This window comes from Streptomyces sp. NPDC042002, assembly GCF_055588305.1.
Map to the genome: position 1 here is coordinate 41,584 of NZ_JBVJCT010000009.1, position 22,646 is coordinate 64,229.

General features: G+C 73.9%; 17 protein-coding genes. 7 read left to right on the forward strand and 10 right to left on the reverse strand.

The features are described from left to right. Nucleotides 1–73 precede the first annotated feature (73 nt). The 4 genes from ACZ6KY_RS16070 to ACZ6KY_RS16085 all read right to left on the reverse strand — a co-directional run bounded on the left by ACZ6KY_RS16070 (nt 74) and on the right by ACZ6KY_RS16085 (nt 8,743). A complete protein-coding gene (locus ACZ6KY_RS16070) occupies nt 74–4,708 on the reverse strand; it encodes a hypothetical protein (RefSeq protein WP_469310918.1) in 4,635 nt (1,544 codons plus the stop codon). Nucleotides 4,709–4,788: 80 nt separating this feature from the next. After that, nucleotides 4,789–5,667 carry a hypothetical protein gene (locus ACZ6KY_RS16075; RefSeq protein ID WP_469310919.1) on the reverse strand — a complete coding sequence of 293 codons (879 nt, stop codon included), beginning with the start codon at nt 5,665–5,667 and terminating at the stop codon, nt 4,789–4,791. 220 nt (nt 5,668–5,887) lie between these two features. Beyond that, nucleotides 5,888–7,405: a hypothetical protein gene (locus tag ACZ6KY_RS16080; RefSeq protein ID WP_261709281.1), complete on the reverse strand. Its 1,518-nt coding sequence runs from the start codon at nt 7,403–7,405 to the stop codon at nt 5,888–5,890. Between the two features lie 633 nt (nt 7,406–8,038). After that, nucleotides 8,039–8,743 carry a GntR family transcriptional regulator gene (locus ACZ6KY_RS16085; RefSeq protein ID WP_469310920.1) on the reverse strand — a complete coding sequence of 235 codons (705 nt, stop codon included), beginning with the start codon at nt 8,741–8,743 and terminating at the stop codon, nt 8,039–8,041. A gap of 173 nt (nt 8,744–8,916) precedes the next feature. On the opposite strand from ACZ6KY_RS16085, the gene ACZ6KY_RS16090 reads away from it, so the two are divergent. Genes ACZ6KY_RS16090 through ACZ6KY_RS16110 form a run of 5 tightly spaced genes read left to right on the forward strand, consistent with a single transcriptional unit; the run spans nt 8,917 to nt 13,355 of the window. Further along, the gene (locus ACZ6KY_RS16090; protein ID WP_469310921.1) at nt 8,917–10,236 is read left to right on the forward strand and encodes an MFS transporter; all 1,320 of its coding nucleotides are present in this window, start codon (nt 8,917–8,919) and stop codon (nt 10,234–10,236) included. A gap of 14 nt (nt 10,237–10,250) precedes the next feature. Continuing rightward, nucleotides 10,251–11,087 (forward strand): putative hydro-lyase, encoded by an 837-nt coding sequence (locus ACZ6KY_RS16095; protein ID WP_469311086.1) that lies wholly within the window; start codon nt 10,251–10,253, stop codon nt 11,085–11,087. Nucleotides 11,088–11,116: 29 nt separating this feature from the next. Then, nucleotides 11,117–11,875 carry a LamB/YcsF family protein gene (locus ACZ6KY_RS16100; protein ID WP_469310922.1) on the forward strand — a complete coding sequence of 253 codons (759 nt, stop codon included), beginning with the start codon at nt 11,117–11,119 and terminating at the stop codon, nt 11,873–11,875. Next, nucleotides 11,872–12,489: a 5-oxoprolinase subunit B family protein gene (locus ACZ6KY_RS16105; RefSeq protein WP_469310923.1), complete on the forward strand. Its 618-nt coding sequence runs from the start codon at nt 11,872–11,874 to the stop codon at nt 12,487–12,489. The genes ACZ6KY_RS16100 and ACZ6KY_RS16105 overlap by 4 nt, the downstream gene beginning before the upstream one ends. Further along, complete coding sequence (locus tag ACZ6KY_RS16110; protein ID WP_469310924.1) at nt 12,486–13,355, forward strand: 5-oxoprolinase subunit C family protein; 870 nt, start codon at nt 12,486–12,488, stop codon at nt 13,353–13,355. The genes ACZ6KY_RS16105 and ACZ6KY_RS16110 overlap by 4 nt, the downstream gene beginning before the upstream one ends. An 83-nt stretch (nt 13,356–13,438) precedes the next feature. Here the strand turns inward: ACZ6KY_RS16110 and ACZ6KY_RS16115 are convergent, their stop codons facing one another. From ACZ6KY_RS16115 to ACZ6KY_RS16135, 5 genes are all read right to left on the reverse strand, one after another. Continuing rightward, entirely contained in the window at nt 13,439–14,293 is an 855-nt protein-coding gene (locus ACZ6KY_RS16115; RefSeq protein ID WP_469310925.1) for an SGNH/GDSL hydrolase family protein, read from the reverse strand. Further along, nucleotides 14,290–15,444, reverse strand: a complete 1,155-nt coding sequence (locus ACZ6KY_RS16120) for a glycosyltransferase (protein WP_469310926.1) — start codon at nt 15,442–15,444, stop codon at nt 14,290–14,292. The genes ACZ6KY_RS16115 and ACZ6KY_RS16120 overlap by 4 nt, the downstream gene beginning before the upstream one ends. Beyond that, nucleotides 15,441–16,604: a glycosyltransferase family 4 protein gene (locus ACZ6KY_RS16125; protein ID WP_469310927.1), complete on the reverse strand. Its 1,164-nt coding sequence runs from the start codon at nt 16,602–16,604 to the stop codon at nt 15,441–15,443. The genes ACZ6KY_RS16120 and ACZ6KY_RS16125 overlap by 4 nt, the downstream gene beginning before the upstream one ends. A 139-nt stretch (nt 16,605–16,743) precedes the next feature. Further along, entirely contained in the window at nt 16,744–18,162 is a 1,419-nt protein-coding gene (locus ACZ6KY_RS16130) for a HEAT repeat domain-containing protein (RefSeq protein ID WP_469310928.1), read from the reverse strand. A 300-nt stretch (nt 18,163–18,462) separates the two neighbouring features. Further along, nucleotides 18,463–18,855: an ankyrin repeat domain-containing protein gene (locus ACZ6KY_RS16135; RefSeq protein ID WP_469310929.1), complete on the reverse strand. Its 393-nt coding sequence runs from the start codon at nt 18,853–18,855 to the stop codon at nt 18,463–18,465. 260 nt (nt 18,856–19,115) lie between these two features. On the opposite strand from ACZ6KY_RS16135, the gene ACZ6KY_RS16140 reads away from it, so the two are divergent. Continuing rightward, the gene (locus ACZ6KY_RS16140) at nt 19,116–19,310 is read left to right on the forward strand and encodes a hypothetical protein (RefSeq protein ID WP_355839398.1); all 195 of its coding nucleotides are present in this window, start codon (nt 19,116–19,118) and stop codon (nt 19,308–19,310) included. A 40-nt stretch (nt 19,311–19,350) separates the two neighbouring features. Continuing rightward, a complete protein-coding gene (locus ACZ6KY_RS16145) occupies nt 19,351–20,928 on the forward strand; it encodes a hypothetical protein (protein WP_469310930.1) in 1,578 nt (525 codons plus the stop codon). 213 nt (nt 20,929–21,141) lie between these two features. On the opposite strand, the gene ACZ6KY_RS16150 is transcribed toward ACZ6KY_RS16145, so the two are convergent. Continuing rightward, the gene (locus ACZ6KY_RS16150; RefSeq protein ID WP_469310931.1) at nt 21,142–22,641 is read right to left on the reverse strand and encodes an SCO1417 family PLP biosynthesis transcription factor; all 1,500 of its coding nucleotides are present in this window, start codon (nt 22,639–22,641) and stop codon (nt 21,142–21,144) included. Between the last annotated feature and the right edge of the window lie 5 nt (nt 22,642–22,646).

A 22,646-nucleotide genomic window follows, 5' to 3' on the forward strand; every position in this document is an offset into this window, starting at 1 on the left:
GAGCACCCCCGCGAGGGGCACGGGCAACTGCGGGCCGACCGCGGACGGCCCGCAGTTCCCCAGTGCCGAGTCGCTACGGGGTTACCGGCGCCGGGCGCTTGTACATCCGGGTCGCGGTGATCTCGGTGTGCACGGTCTCCCCGGCGGGCGCCTCACGCGGCAGTCCCGGCCGCAAGTGTTCCTCCACGCTGATGTACTTCAGCCCGGCGCGAAGGTCGGCGTCGTTGCGCAACCGGATGACAAGGGGGAACTCGGCGAGCGCGGTCGTGTCGAACAGACCGGTGGTGTAGAGGAGTTGGACGCCGAGCGCGTCCGAGACGGCCCGCTGGAGTTCCAGCAGATAGGTCGCGTTGGCGCGCCCGATGGGGTTGTCGAGGAACAGGGTGCCGGCGTGCCGGTGCTTGTCACGGCCGCGGTCGTTGCTGCGCAGCGCGGCCATCGTGCAGTACAGGGCGATGGCCGCGGTGAGCAGCTGGCCGCCGGAGAACACGTCGCCCATCTGCCCGACGGGGACGCGTTCGGCGCGCAGCACGGCGTCCGGCTTGAGGATCTCGACGGCGACGCCCTTGGGCTGGAGCGCCGCGCCGACTCCCCGCAGCAGCAGCGACATGCCGTCGCGCCGCATGTCGGAGTTCTTCTTGACGGCCGCACGGGTGGCCTCGTCCACCACTTCGCCGAGCCGCTCGGTGAGGGTGGCCTGGTCGGGTTCCTCGAAGCGGATGCGCAGGAACTCCTGCCCGGACCACTCCCCGAGTCCTTCCGGCAGCCGCGACAGGCGCTGCGCGGAACGCAGTGTCGCGAGGGCGGACTCCACGAGCCCGCGCAACCGGTCCACGATCGAGTCCCGGTTGCGCTCCAACTGCTCCAGTTCGTCGGTCAGTACGCGCAGCCGGGGCGCGAACGCGTCCGCCCACTTCTGCGCGTGCTCGGGCAGCGAGGAGGCGGGCAGCTCGCGGATCTGCTGCCGGGCGGGCGTGCGGACCTGCTCGTAGCGGGTGGAGTTGGCGTGCCGTACGAGGATGTCGCTCGCCTCGCGGACGGCGGAATCGGCCGTCGAGAGGTCGGCGGCGCAGCCCCGCAGCGAGCGGCGGCTCTCGGCGGCGGAGTTCCGTGCCTCTTCGAGGGTGCCGGGGTAGGGCTCAACCTCGTCCTGCTCCTCGTCGACGTGCTCCCGGATCAGATCCCTGAGCAGGGCCGACGTCTCGTCGAAACCGCCGGCCGCGTCCTCGGCCGACCGGTGGGCGTCGAGGAACTCCGCGTGTGCCCCGCGGGCCCGGTTCAACGCCTCGGTGCGGGAGGCGAGTTCGGTAGTGGCGGTGCGCAGCAGGGTCTGCGCGTGCTCGGCGTCGCCCGGAACCAGTTCCTCGGCCAGCTCGGTGTGCACCTCGCCGTCCTCGGGCGCGTGCCGCTCGGCCTCGCCGCGCAACCGCCCGAGCTGTTCGCTCGCGGTCGACATCCGGGTCTCCAGGAGCTGCACCAGTTCCTCGGCCCGTGCCGCGGCGGCCTGCCGGGAGGGGCCGTCGGAGCCGTCCGGTGACTCCAGGAGCTGTGCGGCGCGCGTGCGGACCTTGTTGCTGAGCCGGTCCAGCTCCGCGAGCGCCGCGCTCTCGTCGCTCTCGGCCCGTGCCTGCTCGGCCCTCAGGTCGGCGCCCACGCCGACCTTCTCGTACAGCTGCGACGCGGCGCGGTAGGCCTCCCGCAGAGCGGGCAGCGAGGCCTTGGCCGCCGCCGTCCCGTCCTGGGTCACCTCATCGGGGGCGCCCGCGATCTCCGCGCGCTCGGCGCGCAGCGCGCGGGCCGTGCGGCGGGCGTCGTCGGCGGCGCGCTGGGTGGCGCGGCGGTCCTCGTCGGCGGCGCGGGCGCGCTCCAGGCACACCTGGGCGCGGGCCTCCGACTCCGCGGCCTCGTCGGCGAGTTCGCGGAGATTGACCTGCCATCCGGCGCGCTCGCGCAGCCGGAAGGCGAGTCCGGCGAGGGCGTCGGCGGCGCGGCGGGCCTTCTGCGCGGCCTCCTGCCGTTCGTCGCGCGCATGGGCCGCCTCGGCGGCCGTCTCTTCGGTCTCGGCCCGGAGGGTACGGGCCTCGGCCAGCTCGGCCTCGGCCTCCTCCGCGAACGCGCACGCGTCCCCGGCGGTCGCGGCCAGTTCGGCGAGCCGTCCGGCGGGGCAGCCGGTGCGCCAGGACGCGAGCCGCGCGGCCAGCTCCCGGTCCTTGCCGAGGCGGGCGGCGAGGGCACGGATCTCCTCGTCCCGCAGGCCCGTGCGGGCCCGCAGAGTCTGGCGCTCCTCGTCGGCCGCGTGCTCGTCGTGCATGGCCGGGTTCGGCGGTACGAGGAAGACGCCGCCGTCGCCCGCGTCGGTGGCCGGGGTCGGGGCGAGCAGGGCGGCGGCCGTGCCGACGGCCACCGCCGAGCGCGGCAGCAGTGCCGCGTCGGTGAGGGCCTCGCGGGCCCGCGCGTGGGTGTCAGGGTCGGTGATGATCACGCCGTCGACGAGTTCGGGCCGGGCGGCCAGCACGCGCGCGTGGTCGACGGGGTCGACGGCCTGCGCGAGGTAGCGCCACCCGGGCAGCGCGGGGATGCCGTGCTCACCCAGGTACTCGACGGTGGCGAGGACGTCCGGACCGGGCGGCAGCAGGCCACCGTCGCCGAGCGCCCCGAGGATCCGCGCGTCGTCGGCCGCGGCGGTGCGCAGTTCGAAGAGCTGCCGCTCGGCGGAGGCGACCCCTCCGTCGAGGAGTTCGCGGAGGTCGTCGGCGTACCGGTCGAGCTCTTCGGGGGCCAGCGGCGCACCGCCCGACGAGCCTGCCGGGCCGTCGGACTCCTCGTCGCGGCGGGGCTGCGGAACACCGTGGCGGGTGTCGGCGCCCGGCAGGCTCAGCAGCTCGGCGAGCCGTTCCTCCTCCGCCAGGGCCTCGGCCGTGCGCCGCTCCGCTTCGTAGGCGCGCTCGGCGGCCGTCGCCGCGTCCGCCGCGCGGGCCGCGGTCAGCTCGGCGCGGGACTCGGCGGACGCCGCCTCCCGCGCCTGGTCGGCGGCGCGCCGCGAGGCCTCACGGGTGGTGTCCCAGGCGGCGACGGCGGTCTTCTCGGCGTCGCTGGCGGCGAGGGCGGCACGGGCCGGGTCGGCGTCGGGGGCACTGTCGTCGAGCCAGCCGGCCCGGACCGCCTCGGCGGTCTCCTGCTCGACCTCGGCCAGCCGCTGACGCAGATGACCGATCTCGCTGCGGGCACGCTGCGCGGCGGTGGCGGCTGCCGTCGATTCGGCGTGCGCCGTCTCGCCGGCCTCCAGGAGGCCGGCGGACCGCTCCTCCTCCTCGTTGGCGAGCGACTCGGCGCCCTCGGCGGCCCGGTGCAGGGCACGGACGAGATCGACGGCGGCCCTGGCGCGGGCGGCGAGCGCAGGAGCGGCGTCCCGTTCGGCCTCGCTGATCGCGTCGGCCACGCGGGTGGAGCGGTCGGCGGCGGCACGGTGGCGCAGCACGGCCTCGGCGGCCAGCCAGGCCGCGTGCAGGGTGCGCGCGTCGGCGAGCTCACGTTTCTGCGCGGCCGCGGACTTCTCGGCGCCGGCGAGGGCCAGCGAGGCGTGACGGTAGGCCAGTTCGGCGGCGATGAGCGCGCTGCGCTCGCGGGCGCCCTCGGCGTGGGTGACGGCGTACGCGGCGGCGGTCACGCGCTGGGCGAGCTCACCGGCGCGCACACGCTCCCGTACAGCCCGCGCGGAGAGCCTGCGGGCCAGTGTCCTCGTCCGCCGCTCGGCGCCGGTGTGGATGTCACGCGCGCGGGATCGCGTCCCGGCGGCGTCGACGATCCGGCCGAGCAGGTCCGCGGAGCCGGCGGTGAAGTCGCGCTCGGCGATGAGTTCGGCGCGGCGTCCCAGCTTGTTGCCGAAGCCGCCGACCAGGTCGGCGAGCCCGTCGGTGTCGCGGGTGTCGGTGACCGCGCGCAGCAGGAGATCGGTGAAGTCGGAGTCCTTCTTGACCGCGAAGAGGCCGGCGGCCTCGCCCTCGTCGGCGTTCATCTCCCGCTGGTAGCGGAAGAGTTCGGGGTCGAGGCCCAGGTCGCCGAGGTGTTCGTTCCAGCGGTCGTGGATCTCCTCCCAGTGCACCTCCAGATGCGGATAGACCTTGCCCGCCTCGGTGATCGCGTCGCGGAAGCCCTTCATGGTGCGCCGCCGCCCCTGCGCTCCGGAGGCTCCCTCGACGAGCGGCCGTACCGCGGTGGCCTCGGCGACGGGCAGGTTGTCCAGGCTGAGTCCGGGCCCCGGCCGGAACGAGTACCAGGCTTCGGCGAACTTCCGGGGGTCGTTGGAGACCTGCCGCCCGCGCCACTCGCTCGCCTTGCCGACCACCACGCACTCACCGGTCAGCGTGTGCTGCCACTCAAGGGCGACGTGTCCGCAGTCGTCGGCGAGCAGGAACTTGCGCAGCACGCCGGAGCTGGCGCCGCCCAGGGTGTTGCGGTGGCCGGGGAGCATGACCGAGAAGATCAGCTTGAGCAGGACCGACTTGCCGCCGCCGTTCTCCAGGAAGAGCACGCCGGCGGGCGCGGGCCGACGCGGCGGGCCGACCGGCTCCTCCTCGAAGAACTCCGCCTGGGTGGGCGCGGGGTCGGGTACGGGCTCGCCGACTCCGCGCAGGTCCAGCACGGTGTCGGCGTAGCGCGCACCGGCGGGCCCGATGGAGTAGAGGCGGACCCGGGACAGCTCGTACATGGCGGCGGACTCTCGTAGTCGTGTGGGGAGGTGAGGTCGTGGGGGGAGCCGGGCGACGGCCGGAGGACTGCCGGAGAACGTCAGGAGTGGAAGGGCAGTCCGGCTCCGGCCGCCAGCTCCAGGTCGTCGGTGTCCTCGGCGGGCAGCAGCGTCGCCGTGCCGTCGGTCACCGGGACGATGCCCAGCTCCAGTAGTTCGGCCATCGCCGCGCTGCCCGCCATGTCGCGGACCTGGAGCTGATAACGGGCCGTCGTCCGGTACGTTCCGCCGGAATCGTCGCCGGTGCGCTGGAGGAACCCGGAGTCGGTGAGGAAGGCGACGGCCTTGGCGATGATGCCCGTCGTCGAGCCGGCCAGTCTTCGGGCGTCCTTGGTGGCCCCGGTGGAGCTGCGCCGCGCCCAGATCCGCCAGGCCGCCTCCAGGCCGGGCGCGTCGGTCGCCGGGTCGGTGTTCTCGCCGGTCTCCTCGGCCCGCTCCTCCAGGCGCCGGCAGGCCTGTCGTACGAACGCGTCGACGCCGTTGACCGAGACGCGCCCGATGTAGCCGTCGTCCGCGAGGTCCTCGGGGCGCGGGAAGGCCATGGCGGCGACCGCGAGGTGCGCGAGTCCGTGCAGGAACCGGTCCCCGGAGTCGGTCGAGGCGCGTCGCGCGTAGTCGCCCATGCGGACGGCGAAGACGGAGTCCTCGGCGGCGGTCACCGCCATCCCCGCGCGCGGGGACACCTCCAGGACGACCAGTCCGAGGCCGGCGGCGACCGCGTCGGCGAGCCGCGCGAAGGGCGGGTCCTCGCGGTAGCGGCGCAGCAGCTCGGCGTACTCCTGGTCGCGCGCGGGCTGCAGCTTGGGCTGCAGCCCGAAGGCGACGAGCCGTGCCGCGTCGGCGGCGTCGGCCGGTGTGACGGGGGCGTTCGCCGGTGCGGCGGTGGCCTCCGGTTCACTCCACTCGACGTGCTCGGTCACGGCTGGGACTCCTTGTTCGGAGGTACGAGGGTACGTACCCGGGTGGGGGCGGGTGCCCTGTGCGGGGCTCTCCGCCCGGAGGGGTTCCGTCCGGAGGGGTGCGGCTTCGTCGCGCGAGCGCGGCCGGTGGCGGGCGCGAGGTCCGGGCGGGACGCGAGGACCCGACGGGACGCGAGGACCGCGGGTGACCCGCAGTCCCGGCGCTCTTGTGGCGGACGGTTCATGCCCGGTCCGCCTTCATCCCGGCCGCGTCGAGCAGGGCCATTCCGACGATCAGATCGGCGCCGCCGAATTCGGGATCGTCCAGCTCGGTCCCGTCGTCCACGGCGAACAGCAGGCGCTCCTCGCCCTGCCGGTAGGCGGTGCCGACCGGCGGACTCGCGGCGTGCACGGCCAGCAGAGCCACCAGGTAGGGCAGCTCGGGATCGCGGCGGCGGGCCTCCGCGAGCAGGCCGGACAGCCGGCGCGGCGCGTCGGGGGGCAGATTCAAAAGTTCCTTGGCGGAGGCGAGCTGCTCCTCGCTGAACCGGCTGTCGTCCGGGGTGGCGATCAGGTCGGGCTCGGGCATCTCCGCGCCGAGGTGCTCCCGCTCCAGCGGCGGCGTCAGCAGGATGTCGACGAGGTCCCCGACGCGTACGGCGACGGGTGTGCGCAGGCCCGTCCCGCGCGCGAAGAAGGCGTCGGTGACGCGCAGCGCCCGCTCCACCGGCAGGGGCAGCACCGGCGCGACCAGATGGCCGTAGAGGTCGATCCCCGAGGTCGTCATGGGGGTCCCGAAGGCCTGCCGGTCCTGCTCGGCGCGGAACAGCGGGCCGGCCTCCAGGAGGCGGGACTGGAGCTGGGTGTGCCGGCGGATGCAGTCCTTGACTATGTCGACGAGCTCGGCGGCGCGCCGCTTCTGCTCGGGGTCCTCGGACTCGTCCCGGGCCTTGCGGATGTTGGTGAGGATCGCGTTCTCGTGGCGGTACCGGTCGGCGACGTGGTCCAGGGCCTCGGCGATCATGTCGGGCACGGCCTGGAGCCAGTCGACGGCCCGGACATTGCGCCGGGTCGCGTCGAGGGCCTTGCGCAGCGTCTCCGCGTACTGCACGGTCCGGTAGCGGGCCTGCTCGGCGGCGAGCTGCGCGTCGGCCAGCCGGCCGCGGCTGATCAGGACCTCCAGCTTGACCTCGGCGGCGATCTGCGCGCTGGTGACGTCGGTGTCGAGGGCGCCGACGAGGACGTTGACCGCTTCGTCGGTCGTACGGAGGTAGACACTGCCTCCGTAGCCGGGCACTTCCTCGATCAGCTTGAAGTCGTAGTCGCGGCGCACATAGGTGCCGTCGGGCGCGAAGGTGCCGTACACGGCGCGGAAGCCCCGGTCGACGCTTCCGACGTTGATCAGGTTCTCCAGGACCCAGCGGGCCACGCGCTCGTGCTCGGCGACCGGGCGCCTGGGGGCCTGGGCGGCGATGCGCGGGATGAGCCTGGCCACTATCTGGTCGTGGTCGGCGCCCGTGTCGAAGTCCATGTTCAGTGTGACGAGATCGATGGCGGCGAGGGCGACCTCGGCCATGCCGTACACCGTGTACTCGCCCGCGAGGTTCGCCTTGCGCACGTCCAGGTCGTGCAGCGGCGCGGTGCACGCGAGCGCGCGCAGCCGCCGCGCCAGGCCCTCGTCGGCGGCCGGGCCCGGCGCCGGGCGCGGCCCCGCGCTGAGCTGGGGCGGAACGCTGTCCGTCGATGCAGGCGAAGTCACGGTGCACAGACTAGGTCCTCGGTCCGACAACGGTCGAAACGGCGCAGAAGCGACCGGCGTCCCCGCCCCGGCGACGAACCCGCCACCCCGGCCGGCCCCACGCCCGTCCTCCAGCCCCCGTGTGTGGGCCGCGCAGGCCGACCCCGCGCAGGCGGGGCGATCCGCCGCCCAGGTCCCCGTGAGGGCTGCGCGCGCCCGCCACCGGCACACCGCCACGCACCGCCCGCACCACATGCCGGCCCCACACCCCAGAGCCGATCCCCGCCCAGGTCAGCGAGGGCACGGGTCGCCCCGCTCGGTGCCGGACACTCGCGCACCAGCCCCTATGGCCGACGCCACACACCCGCCCCGCGCAGCCGGGGTCGGTCCCCAGCCCGGCCATGGCACGGCTCACCTTGCCGGGCGCTCGCACACCGACTCCGCACCGCCGGAGCCGGTCCGCCGTGCCGCCAGGTCCTCCGTGGACGGTCCGGGCGGGCCGGACGCTCGCCCCGAGGGGCCGGCGCGCAGCGCCGACGGCTCCGGCCGACCGCGCCAGAGGCCCACCACGTCAGCCGATCCCGCGGCATCCCGGGCGCCGGGCCCGGCCCGGCCGATCCCGTGCCGCGCAGCGCGGACCGAACGCGCGCGGCGTCAGCCGGTGCCCTGTGCGCCGTCGGCCACGCGGCGTGCGTACACCTCGACGAGGCCCTTGAGGGAGTCGTCGAGGTAGCCCGCGAGGAGGCGCTCCGCGCCGTCGCGGTCGCCGGCCCGGAGGGTCTGGAGGATCTCGTGGTTGCGCACGAGGTAGGGCTCGTGGAGCCGCTGGGGGTCGTCCACCACGTGGAAGGCGAGACGCAGCTCCGCGAAGACGCTGCGCATCACCTCGTCGGTGCGGGCGCTGCCGGCGAGCGCGACCAGCTCCCGGTGGAAGTGGATGTTGGCGGTCGACACTCCTTTCCAGTCACCTTCGCGGGCCGCCCGCTGCCCGTCGGAGACGGCCCTGGCGATCCCCTCCACGGCGTACGGCGGGCTGCCGAGGCCGCGGACCACGGCGCACTCGACGAGGGACCGGGTGCGGTAGATGTCCTCGACGTCCTCGACGGTGAGCACCCGGACGAAGACCCCTCGGTTGAGTTCGTGCACCAGCAGCCGCTCGTGCGTGAGCAGCCGGAACGCCTCTCGCAGCGTGTTCCGCGAGACACCGAGCGCGCCGCCGATGCTGTCCTCCGACAGCCGCGTCCCGGGCGGGAAGAAGCCCTCGGCGATCCGGCTCCTGAGGATGTCCGAGACCCGCTCGGCGGTGCTGGTGCGTCCCAACAGGGCGCGATCGTCGGCCAGTTCCGTCAGTTCTGCCATGCCCGGAATTCAACCGCAGATACAAGAACGAAACAACACGGGTATTGAGGGATCGTTCAACGATCCTCTACCTTGTCGGGCAGGCGCTCGCCACAGTGCCCACAGCTTCCGCACGGCATGGCACGGCACGGCTCAGTCCTCAAGCACTCTCCGTCCCTCACTGCGAGGTGCCCATGAGCACGACCCCTCCACCCCAGGCCCTGACCACCGGCACCCCACCCGTCCCGGGTGAACCCGCCGATCAGGAAGGCGCGTTCGGCTGGCTGCGCGCACTCGGCCCGCGGGGCCGGCGCGCCTTCGGCGGCGCGTTCGGCGGCTACGGCCTCGACTCGTACGACTACTTCACCCTGCCGCTGAGCATGGTCGCCCTCGCGGCGTACTTCGGCCTCGACAGCGGCCAGACCGGCCTGTTCACCACCGTCACGCTGGTCGTCTCCGCGGTCGGCGGCGCCGTCGCCGGTGTGGTCGCGGACCGCATCGGACGCGTCAAGGCCCTGATGATCACCGTGATCACCTACGCGGTGTTCACCGTGGCCTGCGGTTTCGCACCGAACTACGAGACGCTGCTGGTGTTCCGCGCTCTCCAGGGCCTCGGTTTCGGCGGCGAGTGGGCGGTCGGCGCGGTCCTGGTCGCCGAGTACGCGAGCCCCCGGCACCGGGGGCGCACGCTCGGCGCGGTCCAGAGCGCCTGGGCCGTCGGCTGGGGCCTGGCGGTGGTCGTCTACACGCTGGTCTTCCAGTACCTCGACGACGACATCGCCTGGCGCGTGATGTTCTGGACCGGCGCGCTGCCCGCGCTGCTCGTGGTCTGGGTCCGGCGCCGGGTGCAGGACGCGCCGGAGTCGGCCGCGGTCCGCGAACAGAGCGCGGACAAGGGGTCGTTCACCGCGATATTCAAGCCCGGCACGGCCGAGGCCCCGGGCCTGCTGCGCACCACGTTCTTCGCGGTACTGCTGTCCACCGGTGTCCAGGGCGGCTACTACACGCTGGCCACCTGGGTGCCCACCTATCTGAAGACGGAGCGCGGACTGTCCGTCGTCGGCACCGGCGGCTATCTGACACTGCTGATCTCCGGAGCCTTCCTCGGCTACCTCACGGGCGGTGTCCTCACCGACAGACTGGGCCGCAAGCGCAACATCCTGCTCTTCGCGATCCTCTCCGCGGCCTGCGTCCTCGCCTACGCGAACATCCCGAGCGGCGCCAACACCCTTCTCCTGGTGCTCGGTTTCCCACTCGGCTTCTGCATGTCGGCGATCTTCAGCGGCTTCGGCTCGTTCCTCAGCGAGCTGTACCCGGCGGCGGTGCGGGGCACGGGACAGGGCTTCGCGTACAACACCGGGCGGGCCGTCGGCGCGGCCTTCCCCACGACGGTCGGCTTCCTGGCCGACAGCTGGGGCGTGGGCGGCGCGCTGGTCTTCGGCGCGATCGGCTACGCCCTCGCCGCCCTCGCCCTGATCGGACTCCCCGAGACGCGCGGCAAGGAGCTCCTGTGAACGACACCGTCCAGATCCGGCCGCCGGCCCTCACGGGGGTCCGCTCGCCGAGCCTGCCGAAGCCTCACGGCGACACGCACGCGTGGACCCCCGGTAAGGCCCGCCGTCGGTTCCGTTCGGGACTGTCGGTCCCCACCGCCGGAATCGCCGCGGGCCACGCCCAGGCGAACCTCATCTCGGTGCCCGCCGACTGGGCGTACGAGATGCTGCTGTTCTGCCAGCGCAACCCGAAGCCGTGTCCCGTCCTCGACGTCACCGACGCGGGCTCCTGGACCACTCCGCTCGCCGCGGGCGCGGACCTGCGCACCGATCTGCCCGGCTACCGGGTGTGGGAGCACGGCGAGCTGGTGGCCGAGCCCACGGACGTCGTCGAGCACTGGCGGTCCGACCTGGTCTCCTTCCTGATCGGGTGCAGCTTCACCTTCGAGTGGGCGCTGAGCACGGCGGGCGTCCCGATGCGCCACATCGAACAGGGCCGCAACGTCTCGATGTACGTGACGGCGCGTCAGTGCCGCCCGGCGGGGCGGCTGCACGGCCCCATGGTCGTGTCGATGCGTCCGGTGCCGCCCGAGCACCTGAGCGCGGCGATCCGGGAGAGCAGCCTGCTGCCCGCCGTGCACGGCAGTCCGGTGCACTGCGGTGATCCGTCGGGGCTGGGCATCGAGGATCTCTCACGCCCCGACTTCGGCGATCCGGTGATCGCGGCCCCGGACGACATCCCGGTGTTCTGGGCGTGCGGGGTGACGCCCCAGGCGGCCGTGATGGCGTCCCGGCCGCCGTTCGCGATCACCCACGCGCCCGGACAGATGTTCCTCACGGACACCCGTGACGAGCAGTACCGAGTGGCCTGAAGAGGCCGGAAAAGGAGACACGGCGGCTCATGACCCGTATCGATCTCAACGCCGATCTCGGCGAGGGCTTCGGCCGCTGGCGGCTGACCGACGACGAACAGCTGCTGTCCGTCGTGACCAGCGCCAATGTGGCCTGCGGTTTCCACGCCGGGGACGCGGTCACCATGCGGCGGGTGTGCGAGCTGGCGGTGGAGCGGGGCGTACGGATCGGTGCCCAGGTCTCCTACCGCGACCTGGCGGGGTTCGGGCGGCGCGCGATGGACGTGCCGCCCGACGAGCTGGCGGCCGAAGTGGCCTACCAGATAGGCGCCCTGGAGGTCTTCGCGCGCGCGGCGGGCTCGCGGGTGGCGTACGTGAAGCCGCACGGCGCGCTCTACAACCGCGTCGTGCACGACGAGGAGCAGGCGGCGGCGGTCGTCGACGGTGTCGTGCTCGCCGGCGCCGCCCTGCCCGTGCTCGGTCTGCCGTCCTCGCGCTTCCTGAAGATCGCCGAGCGGGCCGGACTGCCCGTCGTCACCGAGGCGTTCGCGGACCGCGCGTACACCGAGGAGGGCACCCTGGTGCCGCGTACCCAGGATGGGGCGGTGATCACGGAGGCCGAGGCCGTCGTCGAACGCTCGCTGGGCCTGGCCCGCTTCGGGGTGGTCACCTCCCACTCCGGGGAGCGCGTTCCGGTCCGCGCGCGCTCTCTGTGCCTGCACGGGGACACACCGGGCGCGGTCGAACTGGCCCGCCGGGTGCGCGCCCGGCTGGAGTCCTCCGGAGTTCGCGTGGAGGCGTTCGCATGAGGACCAGGCCCGTCGGCGACCGGGCGCTGCTCGTCGAGGTGTCCTCGGGGGAGGCCGCCCAGGCCCTGCACGCCGAGCTGGTGCGGCGCCGCGCGGAGGGCTCGTTGTCCGTGCGGGAGATCGTCCCGGCGGCCCGCACGGTGCTCCTGGACGGCCTGGACGACCCCGCGCGGCTCGCGGAGCGGCTGCCCGGCTGGGAGATCCCCCCGCTGGACGCGCGCGCGGACGACGCCGTCGAGATCCCGGTACGGTACGACGGTCCCGACCTGGCGGATGTGGCGGCCCTTTGGGGGGTGACGGTGCGCGACGTGCCGGAGATCCACGCGGCGGCCGAGTTCCGGGTCGCCTTCTGCGGCTTCGCGCCCGGCTTCGGCTACCTCACGGGACTGCCCGCGCGCTACGACGTGCCGCGCCGGGCGACCCCGCGGACGGCGGTGCCCGCGGGCTCCGTGGCGCTCGCGGGCCCGTACACCGGTGTGTACCCGCGCAGTTCGCCGGGCGGCTGGCAGCTGATCGGCACGACGGACGCGGTGCTGTGGGACCACGCGCGCGTACCGGCCGCGCTGCTGGCTCCCGGCGCGCGGGTCCGCTTCGTACCGGCGGGGTGTTCATGAGCGACCGGGCCTTCGCGGTGGTGCGGGCCGGGGCCCTGACCACGGTCCAGGACCAGGGGCGGCCGGGTCACGCGCATCTCGGGGTACCGCGTTCCGGGGCGCTCGACGCGCCCGCGGCGGCGCTGGCCAACCGGCTCGTCGCCAACCCCGCCGAGGCCGCCGTACTGGAGACGACGGTCAACGGATGTGCCCTGCGCCCCCGTTCGACGGTCACCGTGGCGGTGACCGGAGCGCCCTGCCCGGTGACCGTGGACGGCCGCCCGGCCGCCTGGGGAGCTCCCGTCCGGGTGCCACCGGGGGCGCTCCTGGACGTCGGTTCCGCGCGCGCGGGGCTGCGGAGTTATGTGGCCGTGTCCGGAGGTGTGGCCGTCGATCCGGTGCTCGGCAGCCGTTCGACCGACCTTCTCTCGGGGCTCGGCCCGCCGCCCCTCACCGACGGCGCGGTGCTTCCTCTGGGGAACCCCGGCGCCCTTCACGCGCGCGTGGACGTCGTTCCGCATCGCGCTCCGCCCGCCGAGCTGGTCCTGCGGGTGACCCTCGGCCCGCGCGACGACTGGTTCACCGACTCGGCCGTACGGATGTTCACGAGCCGCGCCTACCAGGTCTCGGCGGCGAGCAACCGCATCGGCCTGCGCACGGAAGGGCCCTCCCTGGAGAGGGCCGTCTCCGGCGAACTCCCCAGTGAGGGCATGGTGCTGGGTGCCGTGCAGGTGCCGCCCGACGGCAGCCCGGTCGTCTTCCTCGCCGACCATCCGACCACCGGGGGGTACCCGGTGATCGCGGTCGTCCGCTCCGGCGACCTACCGGCGGCCGCTCAAGCCGTCCCGGGAACCCCCGTGCGCTTCGTGGCCGTAAGCCGCCGCTGAGGCCCGCCGGAGGCCGGTGCACGGGCGGACGGGACACCGGGTCCGTGCCCGCCCGGCACCTCCCGCGCGCGTCCGCCCACCCCTCATGCCACGTCCGGCCGTTCGGACACGGACAGGGCGGCCAGGGCGGACGCGACGGCGTGCGAGGCGCTCAGGTCGAGGCGGGCGCTGGTGCCCCGGGCCCGGTGGCGCACCTCGGACGCGGCGAGGGTGAGCAGCTGGGGCAGCAGGTCCGTGCAGCGCCGGGCCACCCAGCCCGTGCCCGCCGTGGCCAGCCACAGAAGGCTCGCCGAGCGGGTCGGCGCGGGGAATTCGGGCTCGGCCGAGGGTGTGATCCCGCCGGCGACACCCTCCTCGGTGAGCAGGGCGTGGAAGCGCAGGGCGAGCTGACGGTGCCCCAGCTCCCCCGGGTGCAGCCGGTCGGCGCTCCACACGGCGCGGTCCTTCAGCCACTCCTCCTCCGCCGCGTGCAGATGCATCGCCCCGTACCGCTTCGAGAGGGCGTGCACGACGGCGTTGACCGCGTGCTGACGCCGGGCCAGCGGGCGGGCCAGGGCTCCCGGCAGCCCGAGCATCGAGCCGGGGTCGGGGAGACAGGCCGTCATCACGACCGTGTCCCGCGCGCGGAACGCGGCGTACACCTTGTCGAGCCGTTCGGCCACCGAGTGGATGTCGAAGGTGTACCGCAGGGTGTCGTTGACGCCGATCACGACGGAGACGACGTCGGGCTCCAGGGCGAGCGCCGCCGGGGTCTGCCGTTCGAGGACGTCCCGTGTCTGCGCCCCGCTGACCGCGAGGTTGGTGAACCGCACGGGCGCGCCCGCCGGGGCGAGCCCCGGAGCGAGCAGTTCGGCCCACCCCCGCCACCGGTCCCCCACCGGGTCGCCCACGCCTTCCGTGAGCGAGTCCCCGAGGGCGACGAACCGCACCGGTCTCATGCCACGCCCTCCTGGAGGCGCGGCCGGGTCCCGGACACCGCGTCGTGGGCGGCGAGGAAGCCCGACACGGCGGCGTCCCAGCCGAAGCACTCGGCACGCGCGCGTGCGGCCTTTCTGCGCTCGCTCTCGGTGCGGCCGAGCAGCAGCCGTACCGCGTCCGCGAAGGAGTCCCCGCTGTCGGCGGCGGTCGCCCCGGCGGAGCCGACGATCTCCGGCAGGGCGGAGATCGAGCTGGCGACCACGGGGGTGCCGCAGGCCATCGCCTCCAGTGCGGCGAGCCCGAAGGTCTCCGCGGGCCCGGGTGCCAGGCACACGTCCGCCGAGGCCTGGAGCGACCCGAGCAGGGGGCGGTCGGCGACGTGCCCGAGGAAGGTGACGGGCAGCCTCCGCTCCCGGGCCCGCTGTTCGAGCCGGGCCCTGAGCGGTCCGTCCCCGGCGACGACGAGCACGGCCCGCTCGCCGCGCCGCAGCAGCGCCTCCAGGGCGTCGAGCGCCGTACCGGGACGCTTCTCGACCGAGAGGCGGGAGCACATCACCAGCAGGACCTGGTCCGCGCGCGCGTAGCGGGCCCGCAGCGCCGGGTCCCGCAGCTCGGGGTGCCGGCTCACCAGGTCGACACCCAGGGGGGCGCGTACGACGTTGCGGGCGCCGATGCGCACGAACTCGCGCTCGGCGAACTCCGTGGTGCACACCACCCGCGAGTAGCTGTGCGCGGTACGGACGTTGAGGGCGTCGGCGGTCCGCCGGGCCATCCCCTCGGACAGTCCCCAGGTCCGCAGCACCCCGTCGGCGGTCTCGTGGGAGACCATCACCGCGGGCACCCGGGCTCGCCGCGCCCAGACTCCGGTCCAGCGCAGGGTGGTGCGGTCGGAGACCTCTAGGCGGTCGGGGGCCAGCGACTCCAGGAGCCGGGCCACCCGCCGCTTGTCCGTGAGGACGCGATAGCCGCCGGTCCCGGGCAGCAGCGGGCCGGGCAGCGTGATCACCCGCCCCTGCTCGGTGTCGCGGTCGCCCGCGCGCTCGCCCGGGATGACGAGCACCGGTTCGTGGCCGGCCGCCAGATAGCCGGTGCCCAGCTCCCGCAGCGCGGTGCGCAGGCCCCCGGACGAGGGGGCGACGAAGTTGGCGAGCCGTACGATGCGCAGACTCATGCCGCCACCAGCTTCCGTGCGGAGAGAACATCCTCGTAGTGGCCGATGAGCTGGTCGCCCACCGCGGCCCAGGTGCGGCCCTCGACCATGGCGTGCCCGGCGGCACCGTAGGCCGCCCGCAGCGCCGGATCGGCGGCCAGGGTGCGCACCGCGTCCCGTACGGCATCGGCGTCGCGCGGCGGGACCAGCAGCCCGGTGCGCCCGTGGGCGACCAGGTCGAGCGGTCCGCCGACGGCGGGCGCGACGACCGCCACTCCGCTGGCCATGGCCTCCTGCACGGTCTGGCAGAAGGTCTCGAAGGGGCCGGTGTGCGCGAAGACGTCCAACGAGGCGAAGATCCGGGCGAGTTCGTCGCCGGTGCGCCGGCCGAGGAAGACCGCGCCGGGGAGCGCGCCGTGCAGGGTGGCCTCGCTGGGTCCGTCGCCGACCACGACGACGCGGACGCCCTCCATCTCACAGACCCCGGAGAGCAGTTCGACGTGCTTCTCGGGGGCGAGCCGGCCGACGTAGCCGACGATCAGCTCGCCGTTCGGCGCCAGTTCGCGGCGCAGCGCCTCGTCGCGGTGGTCGGGGCGGAAGCGGACCGTGTCGACACCGCGCGCCCACAGCCGTACCCGGGGCACGCCGTGCGTCTCCAGGTCGCGCAGGGCCGCGCTGGACGGGGCGAGCGTCCGGTCGGCGGCGGCGTGCACGGAGCGGATACGCCGCCACGCGGTGGCCTCACCCGCGCTGATGTACGTACGGGCGTATCCGGCCAGGTCGGTCTGGTAGACGGCCACGGCGGGGATGCCGAGCCGGTAGGCGGCCGCCATGCCGCGGACGCCGAGGATGAAGGGGCTGGCCAGGTGGACCATGTCGGCGCGGTGTTCGGTGATGGCCGCGGCGACGCGCCGGCTGGGGAGGGCGACGCGGACCTGGGGATAGCCCGGGAGCGGGATGGAGGGAACACGGACGACCGGGCACGGCGCGAGGGCGTCGGGCCCGTCTCCCGTGGGGGTGCCTCCCTGTTCGTGGGAGGCCGAGAACTTGGGGGAGGTGGCGGGGGCGACGACAAGGGGAGCGTGACCGCGATCGACGAGGTGCCGGGCGGTCTGGAGCGCGCAGTGGGCCACGCCGTTCACATCGGGGGGAAAGGATTCGGTCACGATGACGACACGCATACGGGTGTTCTCGCCGCACTGGACGTGGCCGCGTCAACGTGGATCTATGCGAACGATGAACGTCCCGTGAGCGTTGCGCTCCGCACCCGTCCAGGTCAGCCCCCGTCCACGCGTTCCTGACTCCCGGGTCACCGAACGTTCATACGGCCGGCATGTCGGGCCCGATCCGGCTCCGTACGGCTGTCTGGACTTCGGCCTCCTCGGCCGGATCCGCCGCCAGCCGGCGCAGCTGATCCACCACGCGCGCGTCACCGGTCTCGGCGTGCCGGGCGGCGATCTCGCGGGTGGTCTCCTCGCAGTCCCACAGGCACTCGACGGAGAAGCCGGCGGGGAAGGAGGGATCGGTGACGGCCAGCGCACGGGCGGCGCGCTGGCGCAGCTGCGATGACGCGGTCTCCCGGTAGATGTGCCGCAGCACGGGGGCGGCGCAGGCGATGCCGAGCCGTCCGGTGCCGTCGACGAGGGTCCACAGGGTCGGCGCGTCGGGGCCCTCGCCCCGAACCGCCTCGCGCAGCGCGGCCAGGACGAGGTCGCGGTCCTGTGCCCCGCCCCGGCAGGCGAGCATGCGGCCGGCGGCGGCGCCGAGGGCGTCGGGCCGGCGCGCCCAGCCGCGGGCCCGGTCGACGGCGGCGACGCTGCGCATCCGTTCGAAGGCGTCGACGGCGGCCTCGGCGACGGTCGCCGAAGCGGCCGCGACGGCCGCTTCGACCAGGTCGAGGGCGTCCGGATCGTTGCCGTCGGCGAGATAGCGCAGGGCTGTGCAGCGGGCGCCCTCGGCGCCGTGCCGCGCGGCCTCGACGATCTCGGGACGGTCCTCGGGCCCGGCGACCGCGGTCAGGCAGCGGGCGGCCGGGACGTGCAGCGCGGCTCCGCGGTCCATGCCCTGCTGGGCCCAGTCGAAGACGGCGCTCACGCTCCACCCGGGGCGGGGCCCGGACGGTCGCATCTGGCGCTGCCAGCGGTCGAAGGAACCGGCTTCCTGGGCGGCACGCACGCGGGTGGCGACGGACGCGCGCGAATCGTCGGCCCACAGCCGCCAGGGCCGTGGCTCGAAAGAGTCGCGTACGACGACGGCGAGGGCGGCCTCGCCCTCCGGGTCGGCCGGGAACCGGGCGAGCACGGGGGCGGCGAGGGCGCGCAGGCCCGCGTCGTCGTCGCGCAGGGCCAGTTCGTCGAGGGCCCAGGCCCAGTTGGAGCCGACGGCCGCGTACCTGCGCAGCAGCGCGAGCGCGTCTCGCCTGCCGTACGAGGCGAGGTGTCCGAGGACCGCGAGGGCGAGCCCCGTGCGTGACTCGCAGTCGTCGAGGACGTCCTCGGCGTCGAAGAGGTGCCGCTCGATCTCGTCGAGCTCACCGCTCAGATCGAGGTAGAGACGGGCGTAGTACAGCGAGCGGTTCTCCACCTGCCAGTCGTGGCGGGGGTCCCTCAGAACACAGTGGTTCAGTGCCGCGAGCGCTTCGGCTCGCGGTGCGGTGAGCGCGTGCAGCGTGCCGTCGCCGCGGCCCCTCTGGAGCAGGCCGAGCAGGGTTCCGCTGGGCGCTATGACCGGATCGAACATGGGAAACAGCCTCACATCAAGCGTCGACGCAACCGGGATCCTGCATTACCTGGCCGCGTGACAACACGTCGGGGCGCCCGCCGTCTCTTGCTTGCTGTAGACCATCTTCCTCTGCCTCTCGTCGGTGGCCCATGCGGGCCGCGTCACGGCCCGCGCGGTGCGGCAACTTCTGCCCAGCCATCGCGTCCGTGAATCACGTCGACATGATGACTCGGCGGTTCTTCCTGCCGCGACCGTATTTCCGGCGGCCCCGTTCCGCCTCCCATTTTTCTTGCTTTTCGCCTGGTCAGAGCGTTCGGGCTAGTGCGTGCCGAACAATTCGAGCAGGTCCGTCTTGGCGAACATGCGCGCCGTGTCGACGGCCGAGGGGGTACCCGCGGCCGGATCGGCGCCGGCGGCCAGGAGGACCCGGATGACGGCCTCCTCCCCCTTGAAGACGGCTCCGGCGAGGGGGGTCTGGCCGCGGTCGTTGACGCGGTCGGCCTCGGCGCCGCGCTCCAGCAGGGCGCGGAGCGCCTCCGCGTGACCGTGGTAGGCGGCGAGCATCACGAGCGAGTCGCCGCGGTCGTTGGTGAGGTCGGCCGGAACACCCGCGTCGACATACGCCACGAGCGTCTCCGTCTCGCCGCGTCGCGCCAGATCGAAGATCTTGGTCGCGAGCTCCACGACCTCGGGGTCGGGGACTTCGCTCATCGGCCGGACCGCCTCTCACTGCAACCGTTCGGGTGAATCGACAGGGTACTGGCTCCGGCGGCACCTGACAGGCATCGGCCACGGCAAAGATCACAAAGGGCGCATCGGACGCAACGGACCAGTTCAGGCGGCTCAAGACAGCTCCACCGCGCGAGTGAAAACAGACAGATTTCACCCAGTTGCACCTTTTATCGTATGGATACATGCTGTGATCCTGGAACAACTCATGGTGACCGTCCCCACGAACCAGGAGAGCTCAAATGATTCTGTCCATGTCAGGCGTCGTCCTTCTCGGCATCATCGTCTTCCTCTTCTTCAAGAAGGACGGGCTGAAGGCGTCGCACGCAATGGTGGCCGCGCTCTTCGGCTTCTACCTCGCGAGCACGGCCATCGCGCCGAGCATCAAGGCCGGCGGGGAGAGCCTGGCCGGCCTCCTCGGCGGGATCAAGTTCTGACGACGTCCCCCCACCTCGTACGCACCTTCAGGAGACAGCAGTGGCTCGGCGCCCTCTCCCCCGCATCCTCAGCAACGGCAGCGCACAGATCGCCAGGAGCCGGGAGCTGGCCCGGACGGCAGCCGACAGCGCCACCGATGTCCTCCATCCGCTGATCACGGTCACCCGTGGACTGCGCCGGCTGGCAGCGGCCGGACTGCGCAAGTGGGCCGCCACCCCCAAGGACCGGCGCGGGCCGCTGTTGTTCCTGGTGGCCTCGGTGATCCTGATCGTGGCCCTGGTGCCGTACGGACCGCTGCTCGCCGTCATCACCCTGATGGCGGCGGCGGCATGGACCGGTCGCGAGCGCACCCCACCGCCCGCGACCGGCCCCGACGAGGCACAGACCGGACGTCTCCAGTCCCTCTACGAGGCACTCGTCCCGTATTTCTCCGCGGCCGACGACCCCGCTCCCCTGTACGCCCACGGCGGCGACTGGGAGAAGGCCTTCGCGTCGTACGAGTTCGACGACGACGGACGGATCTCCCGTCTGCTCATCCACTACCCGGCGTACTTCACGGACGGCGAGCCGGACTCCCGCGCCCGTATCGAGCAGCTCCTGCACGCCAAGTCGGGCCGCGGCCGTGAGTACCACTTCGACTGGGACGAGGAGGGCAACGAACTCACCGTCACGGTCCTCCCGCCCCTGCCCACCGACATCGCCGCCCAGCGCTTCGTCACCGCGCCCGGCGAGACGGTCCTCGGCTTCACCGATCCGGCCGACGTCCAGCGCACGCTCCCCCTCACCTACGGAGAGGACCGGCGCGACGTCCCGCCGGTCGTCTGGCGCACCGGCACCCGCTCCACCGAGCCGCACCTGCTGATCACGGGCGAACCGGGCACCGGCACCACCACCCTCCTGCGCTCCATCGCGCTGCAGTCCCTCCAGTACGGCCATGTCGTCATCGTCGACGGCGGAGGCACCGGCGAGTACGCGTGCCTGACCGGGCGCGACGGCGTACTGGCCGTCGAGTGCGCGGCGGCCGGGGCGATCGGCAGTCTGGAGTGGGCGGCGCACGAGACCGAGCGGCGGCTGATCGCCGCGAACCGCGCCCGGCAGGCGGGGCATCCCGCCCCCGACGACATCAAGAACCCGCTGTGGATCCTGCTGGACCGGCCGAGCGCGCTCGGTCATCTGGCCGCCGCCGACGGACGCAAGGACCCGCAGGCCCTGCTCCAGATTCCGCTGCGGCACGGCCGCGCGGCGGGCGTCACGGTCGTGATCGCCGAACACTTCGAGAACCTCGACTTCCTCAGCGACGCGGTACGCCAGCACACCCGCGCGCGCGTGGTGCTCGGCGCGGCCTCGGCCGCCCAGCTGGAATCGATCCTGGGCGCGCCCCCGCACACCACCCCGACCCGCGACGTCCCGCCCGGCCGCGGCTACGCCCGCCTGGGCACGGGGCCCGTCCTGCGCCTCCAGGTCCCGGCCACACCGGACCCCTACGACGACGCGACGAGCGAGACCCACCGGCGGGCGGTGCTCGGCCTCCTCCCGGAGCGGACGACGCCCGGAGACGCGGAACAGATGCCCGCGGAGGTCGCCGGAGTCGCCGGGGTCGCGGTGGCGGAGGGATAGGGCGCTCCCGCCCCCAGGCCTTCGCACGGACGCCGGGCGGGCCGGAAACCCAGATGGGTGTCCGGCCCGCCCGGCGTCCGTCCGGTGTCGGTCCGGCACCCGTTCCTCCGGCGTCCGTCCAACGCCCGGTCCTCCGGCGTCCGGTCCCCCGACATCCGTCCGCCGCCCACCGTCCGGTGCAATCGTCCAGCGTCCGTTCCCGCGCCCGTCCGGCTACGCCACGAACGTGCGCGGAGCGTCGGCCCCGCCGCTCACGCCGGTCTCCACCAGCCGAGCGGCCGCGGCCAGCCGTGCCGCCGCCTCGTCCGCGACCGCGCCGCCCACGGTGAACGGCAGCCGCACATAGCCCTCGAAGGCGCCGTCCACTCCGAACCGGGGCCCCGAGGGCACCCGTACGCCCACGCGCTCGCCGACCTCGGCCAGCCGCGAACCGGACAGACCGCCCGTGCGCACCCACAGGGTGAGGCCGCCGCGCGGCACCGCGAACTCCCACCGGGGCAGCTCCCTGCGCAGGGCCGTGACGAGGGCGTCGCGGTTCTCCCGGGCCTGGTCGCGCCGGATGTCGACCGCCTGCTCCCAGCCCCCCGTGCTGAGCAGCCAGTTCACGGCGAGCTGTTCCAGCACGGGCGTGCCGAGGTCGGCGTAGGCGCGCGCGGCGACCAGGCTGCGGATGACGTCGGGCGCGGCCCGCACCCAGCCGATCCGCATGCCCGCCCAGAAGGCCTTGCTCGCCGAACCCACGGTGATCACGGTCGAGCCGGCCGGGTCGAACCCGCACACGGGACGCGGCATCTCCAGGCCGTCGTCGAGGTGCAGCTCGCTCATCGTCTCGTCGACCACGAGGACCGTGCCCGCCGAGCGCGCCGCGTCCACCAGCCCGCGCCGCTGGTCCTCGCTCGCGAGCGCCCCGGTGGGGTTGTGGAAGTCGGCGACGACGTACGCGAGGCGGGGCGCCGCGTCGCGCAGGACCTGGCGCCAGCGGTCCATGTCCCAGCCGGCGAGCCCCTCGGCCATGGCTACCGGCACCAGCCGGGCACCGGCCTCGCGCATCAGCTGGAGGATGTTGGCGTAGGAGGGCGACTCGACGGCGATGCGTTCGCCGCGGCCCGCGAAGAGATGGCAGATCGCGTCGATCGCGCCCATCGCTCCGGTGGTCACCATGATCTGCTCGGGCATGGTCGGGATACCGCGCGCCGTGTACCGCTCGGCGAGCATCGCGCGGAGCGCGGGCAGCCCGGCCGGGTAGTCGCCGTGCGTGTGCGCGTACGGCGGCAGTTCCTCCAGGGCGCCCTGGACACTGCGGGTCAGCCACGGCTCGGGGGCGGGCAGGGCGGCGCAGCCGAGGTCGATCATCGAACCGAGGGTCTCCGGAGGCAGCGGTTCCAGACCGCGCGCGGGCAGCGGATTCCCGGCGGGGACCGCGGTCCAGCTGCCTGCTCCGCGGCGCGACTCCAGAAAGCCCTCCGCCCGCAACGCCTCATAGGCGGCGGCGACGGTCGTACGGCTGACGGACAGGGCCAGCGCCAGTTCCCGCTCGGCGGGCAGCCGCGCGGCGACCGGCACCCGCCCCTCCAGCACGAGCAGCCGCACGCCGTCGGCGAGCGCGCGGTACGCGGGCGGACGCCGGGTCCCCGGGCCCGCGGGCCGCTCCTGCTGGGAGTTGAGGAGCCGGGCGAGCTGCGCGGCCCCTACCGCCGAAGTCCACTGCGCCATGATTC

Excerpts from the sequence above, each read along its gene's own strand:
- ACZ6KY_RS16135 (WP_469310929.1), bottom strand. The coding sequence starts at position 18,855 with ATGAGCGAAGTCCCCGACCCCGAGGTCGTGGAGCTCGCGACCAAGATC.
- ACZ6KY_RS16090 (WP_469310921.1), top strand. The coding sequence starts at position 8,917 with ATGAGCACGACCCCTCCACCCCAGGCCCTGACCACCGGCACCCCACCC.
- ACZ6KY_RS16100 (WP_469310922.1), top strand. The coding sequence starts at position 11,117 with ATGACCCGTATCGATCTCAACGCCGATCTCGGCGAGGGCTTCGGCCGC.
- ACZ6KY_RS16140 (WP_355839398.1), top strand. The coding sequence starts at position 19,116 with ATGATTCTGTCCATGTCAGGCGTCGTCCTTCTCGGCATCATCGTCTTC.
- ACZ6KY_RS16130 (WP_469310928.1), bottom strand. The coding sequence starts at position 18,162 with ATGTTCGATCCGGTCATAGCGCCCAGCGGAACCCTGCTCGGCCTGCTC.
- ACZ6KY_RS16070 (WP_469310918.1), bottom strand. The coding sequence starts at position 4,708 with ATGTACGAGCTGTCCCGGGTCCGCCTCTACTCCATCGGGCCCGCCGGT.
- ACZ6KY_RS16115 (WP_469310925.1), bottom strand. The coding sequence starts at position 14,293 with ATGAGACCGGTGCGGTTCGTCGCCCTCGGGGACTCGCTCACGGAAGGC.
- ACZ6KY_RS16125 (WP_469310927.1), bottom strand. The coding sequence starts at position 16,604 with ATGCGTGTCGTCATCGTGACCGAATCCTTTCCCCCCGATGTGAACGGC.
- ACZ6KY_RS16105 (WP_469310923.1), top strand. The coding sequence starts at position 11,872 with ATGAGGACCAGGCCCGTCGGCGACCGGGCGCTGCTCGTCGAGGTGTCC.
- ACZ6KY_RS16110 (WP_469310924.1), top strand. The coding sequence starts at position 12,486 with ATGAGCGACCGGGCCTTCGCGGTGGTGCGGGCCGGGGCCCTGACCACG.
- ACZ6KY_RS16120 (WP_469310926.1), bottom strand. The coding sequence starts at position 15,444 with ATGAGTCTGCGCATCGTACGGCTCGCCAACTTCGTCGCCCCCTCGTCC.
- ACZ6KY_RS16085 (WP_469310920.1), bottom strand. The coding sequence starts at position 8,743 with ATGGCAGAACTGACGGAACTGGCCGACGATCGCGCCCTGTTGGGACGC.
- ACZ6KY_RS16150 (WP_469310931.1), bottom strand. The coding sequence starts at position 22,641 with ATGGCGCAGTGGACTTCGGCGGTAGGGGCCGCGCAGCTCGCCCGGCTC.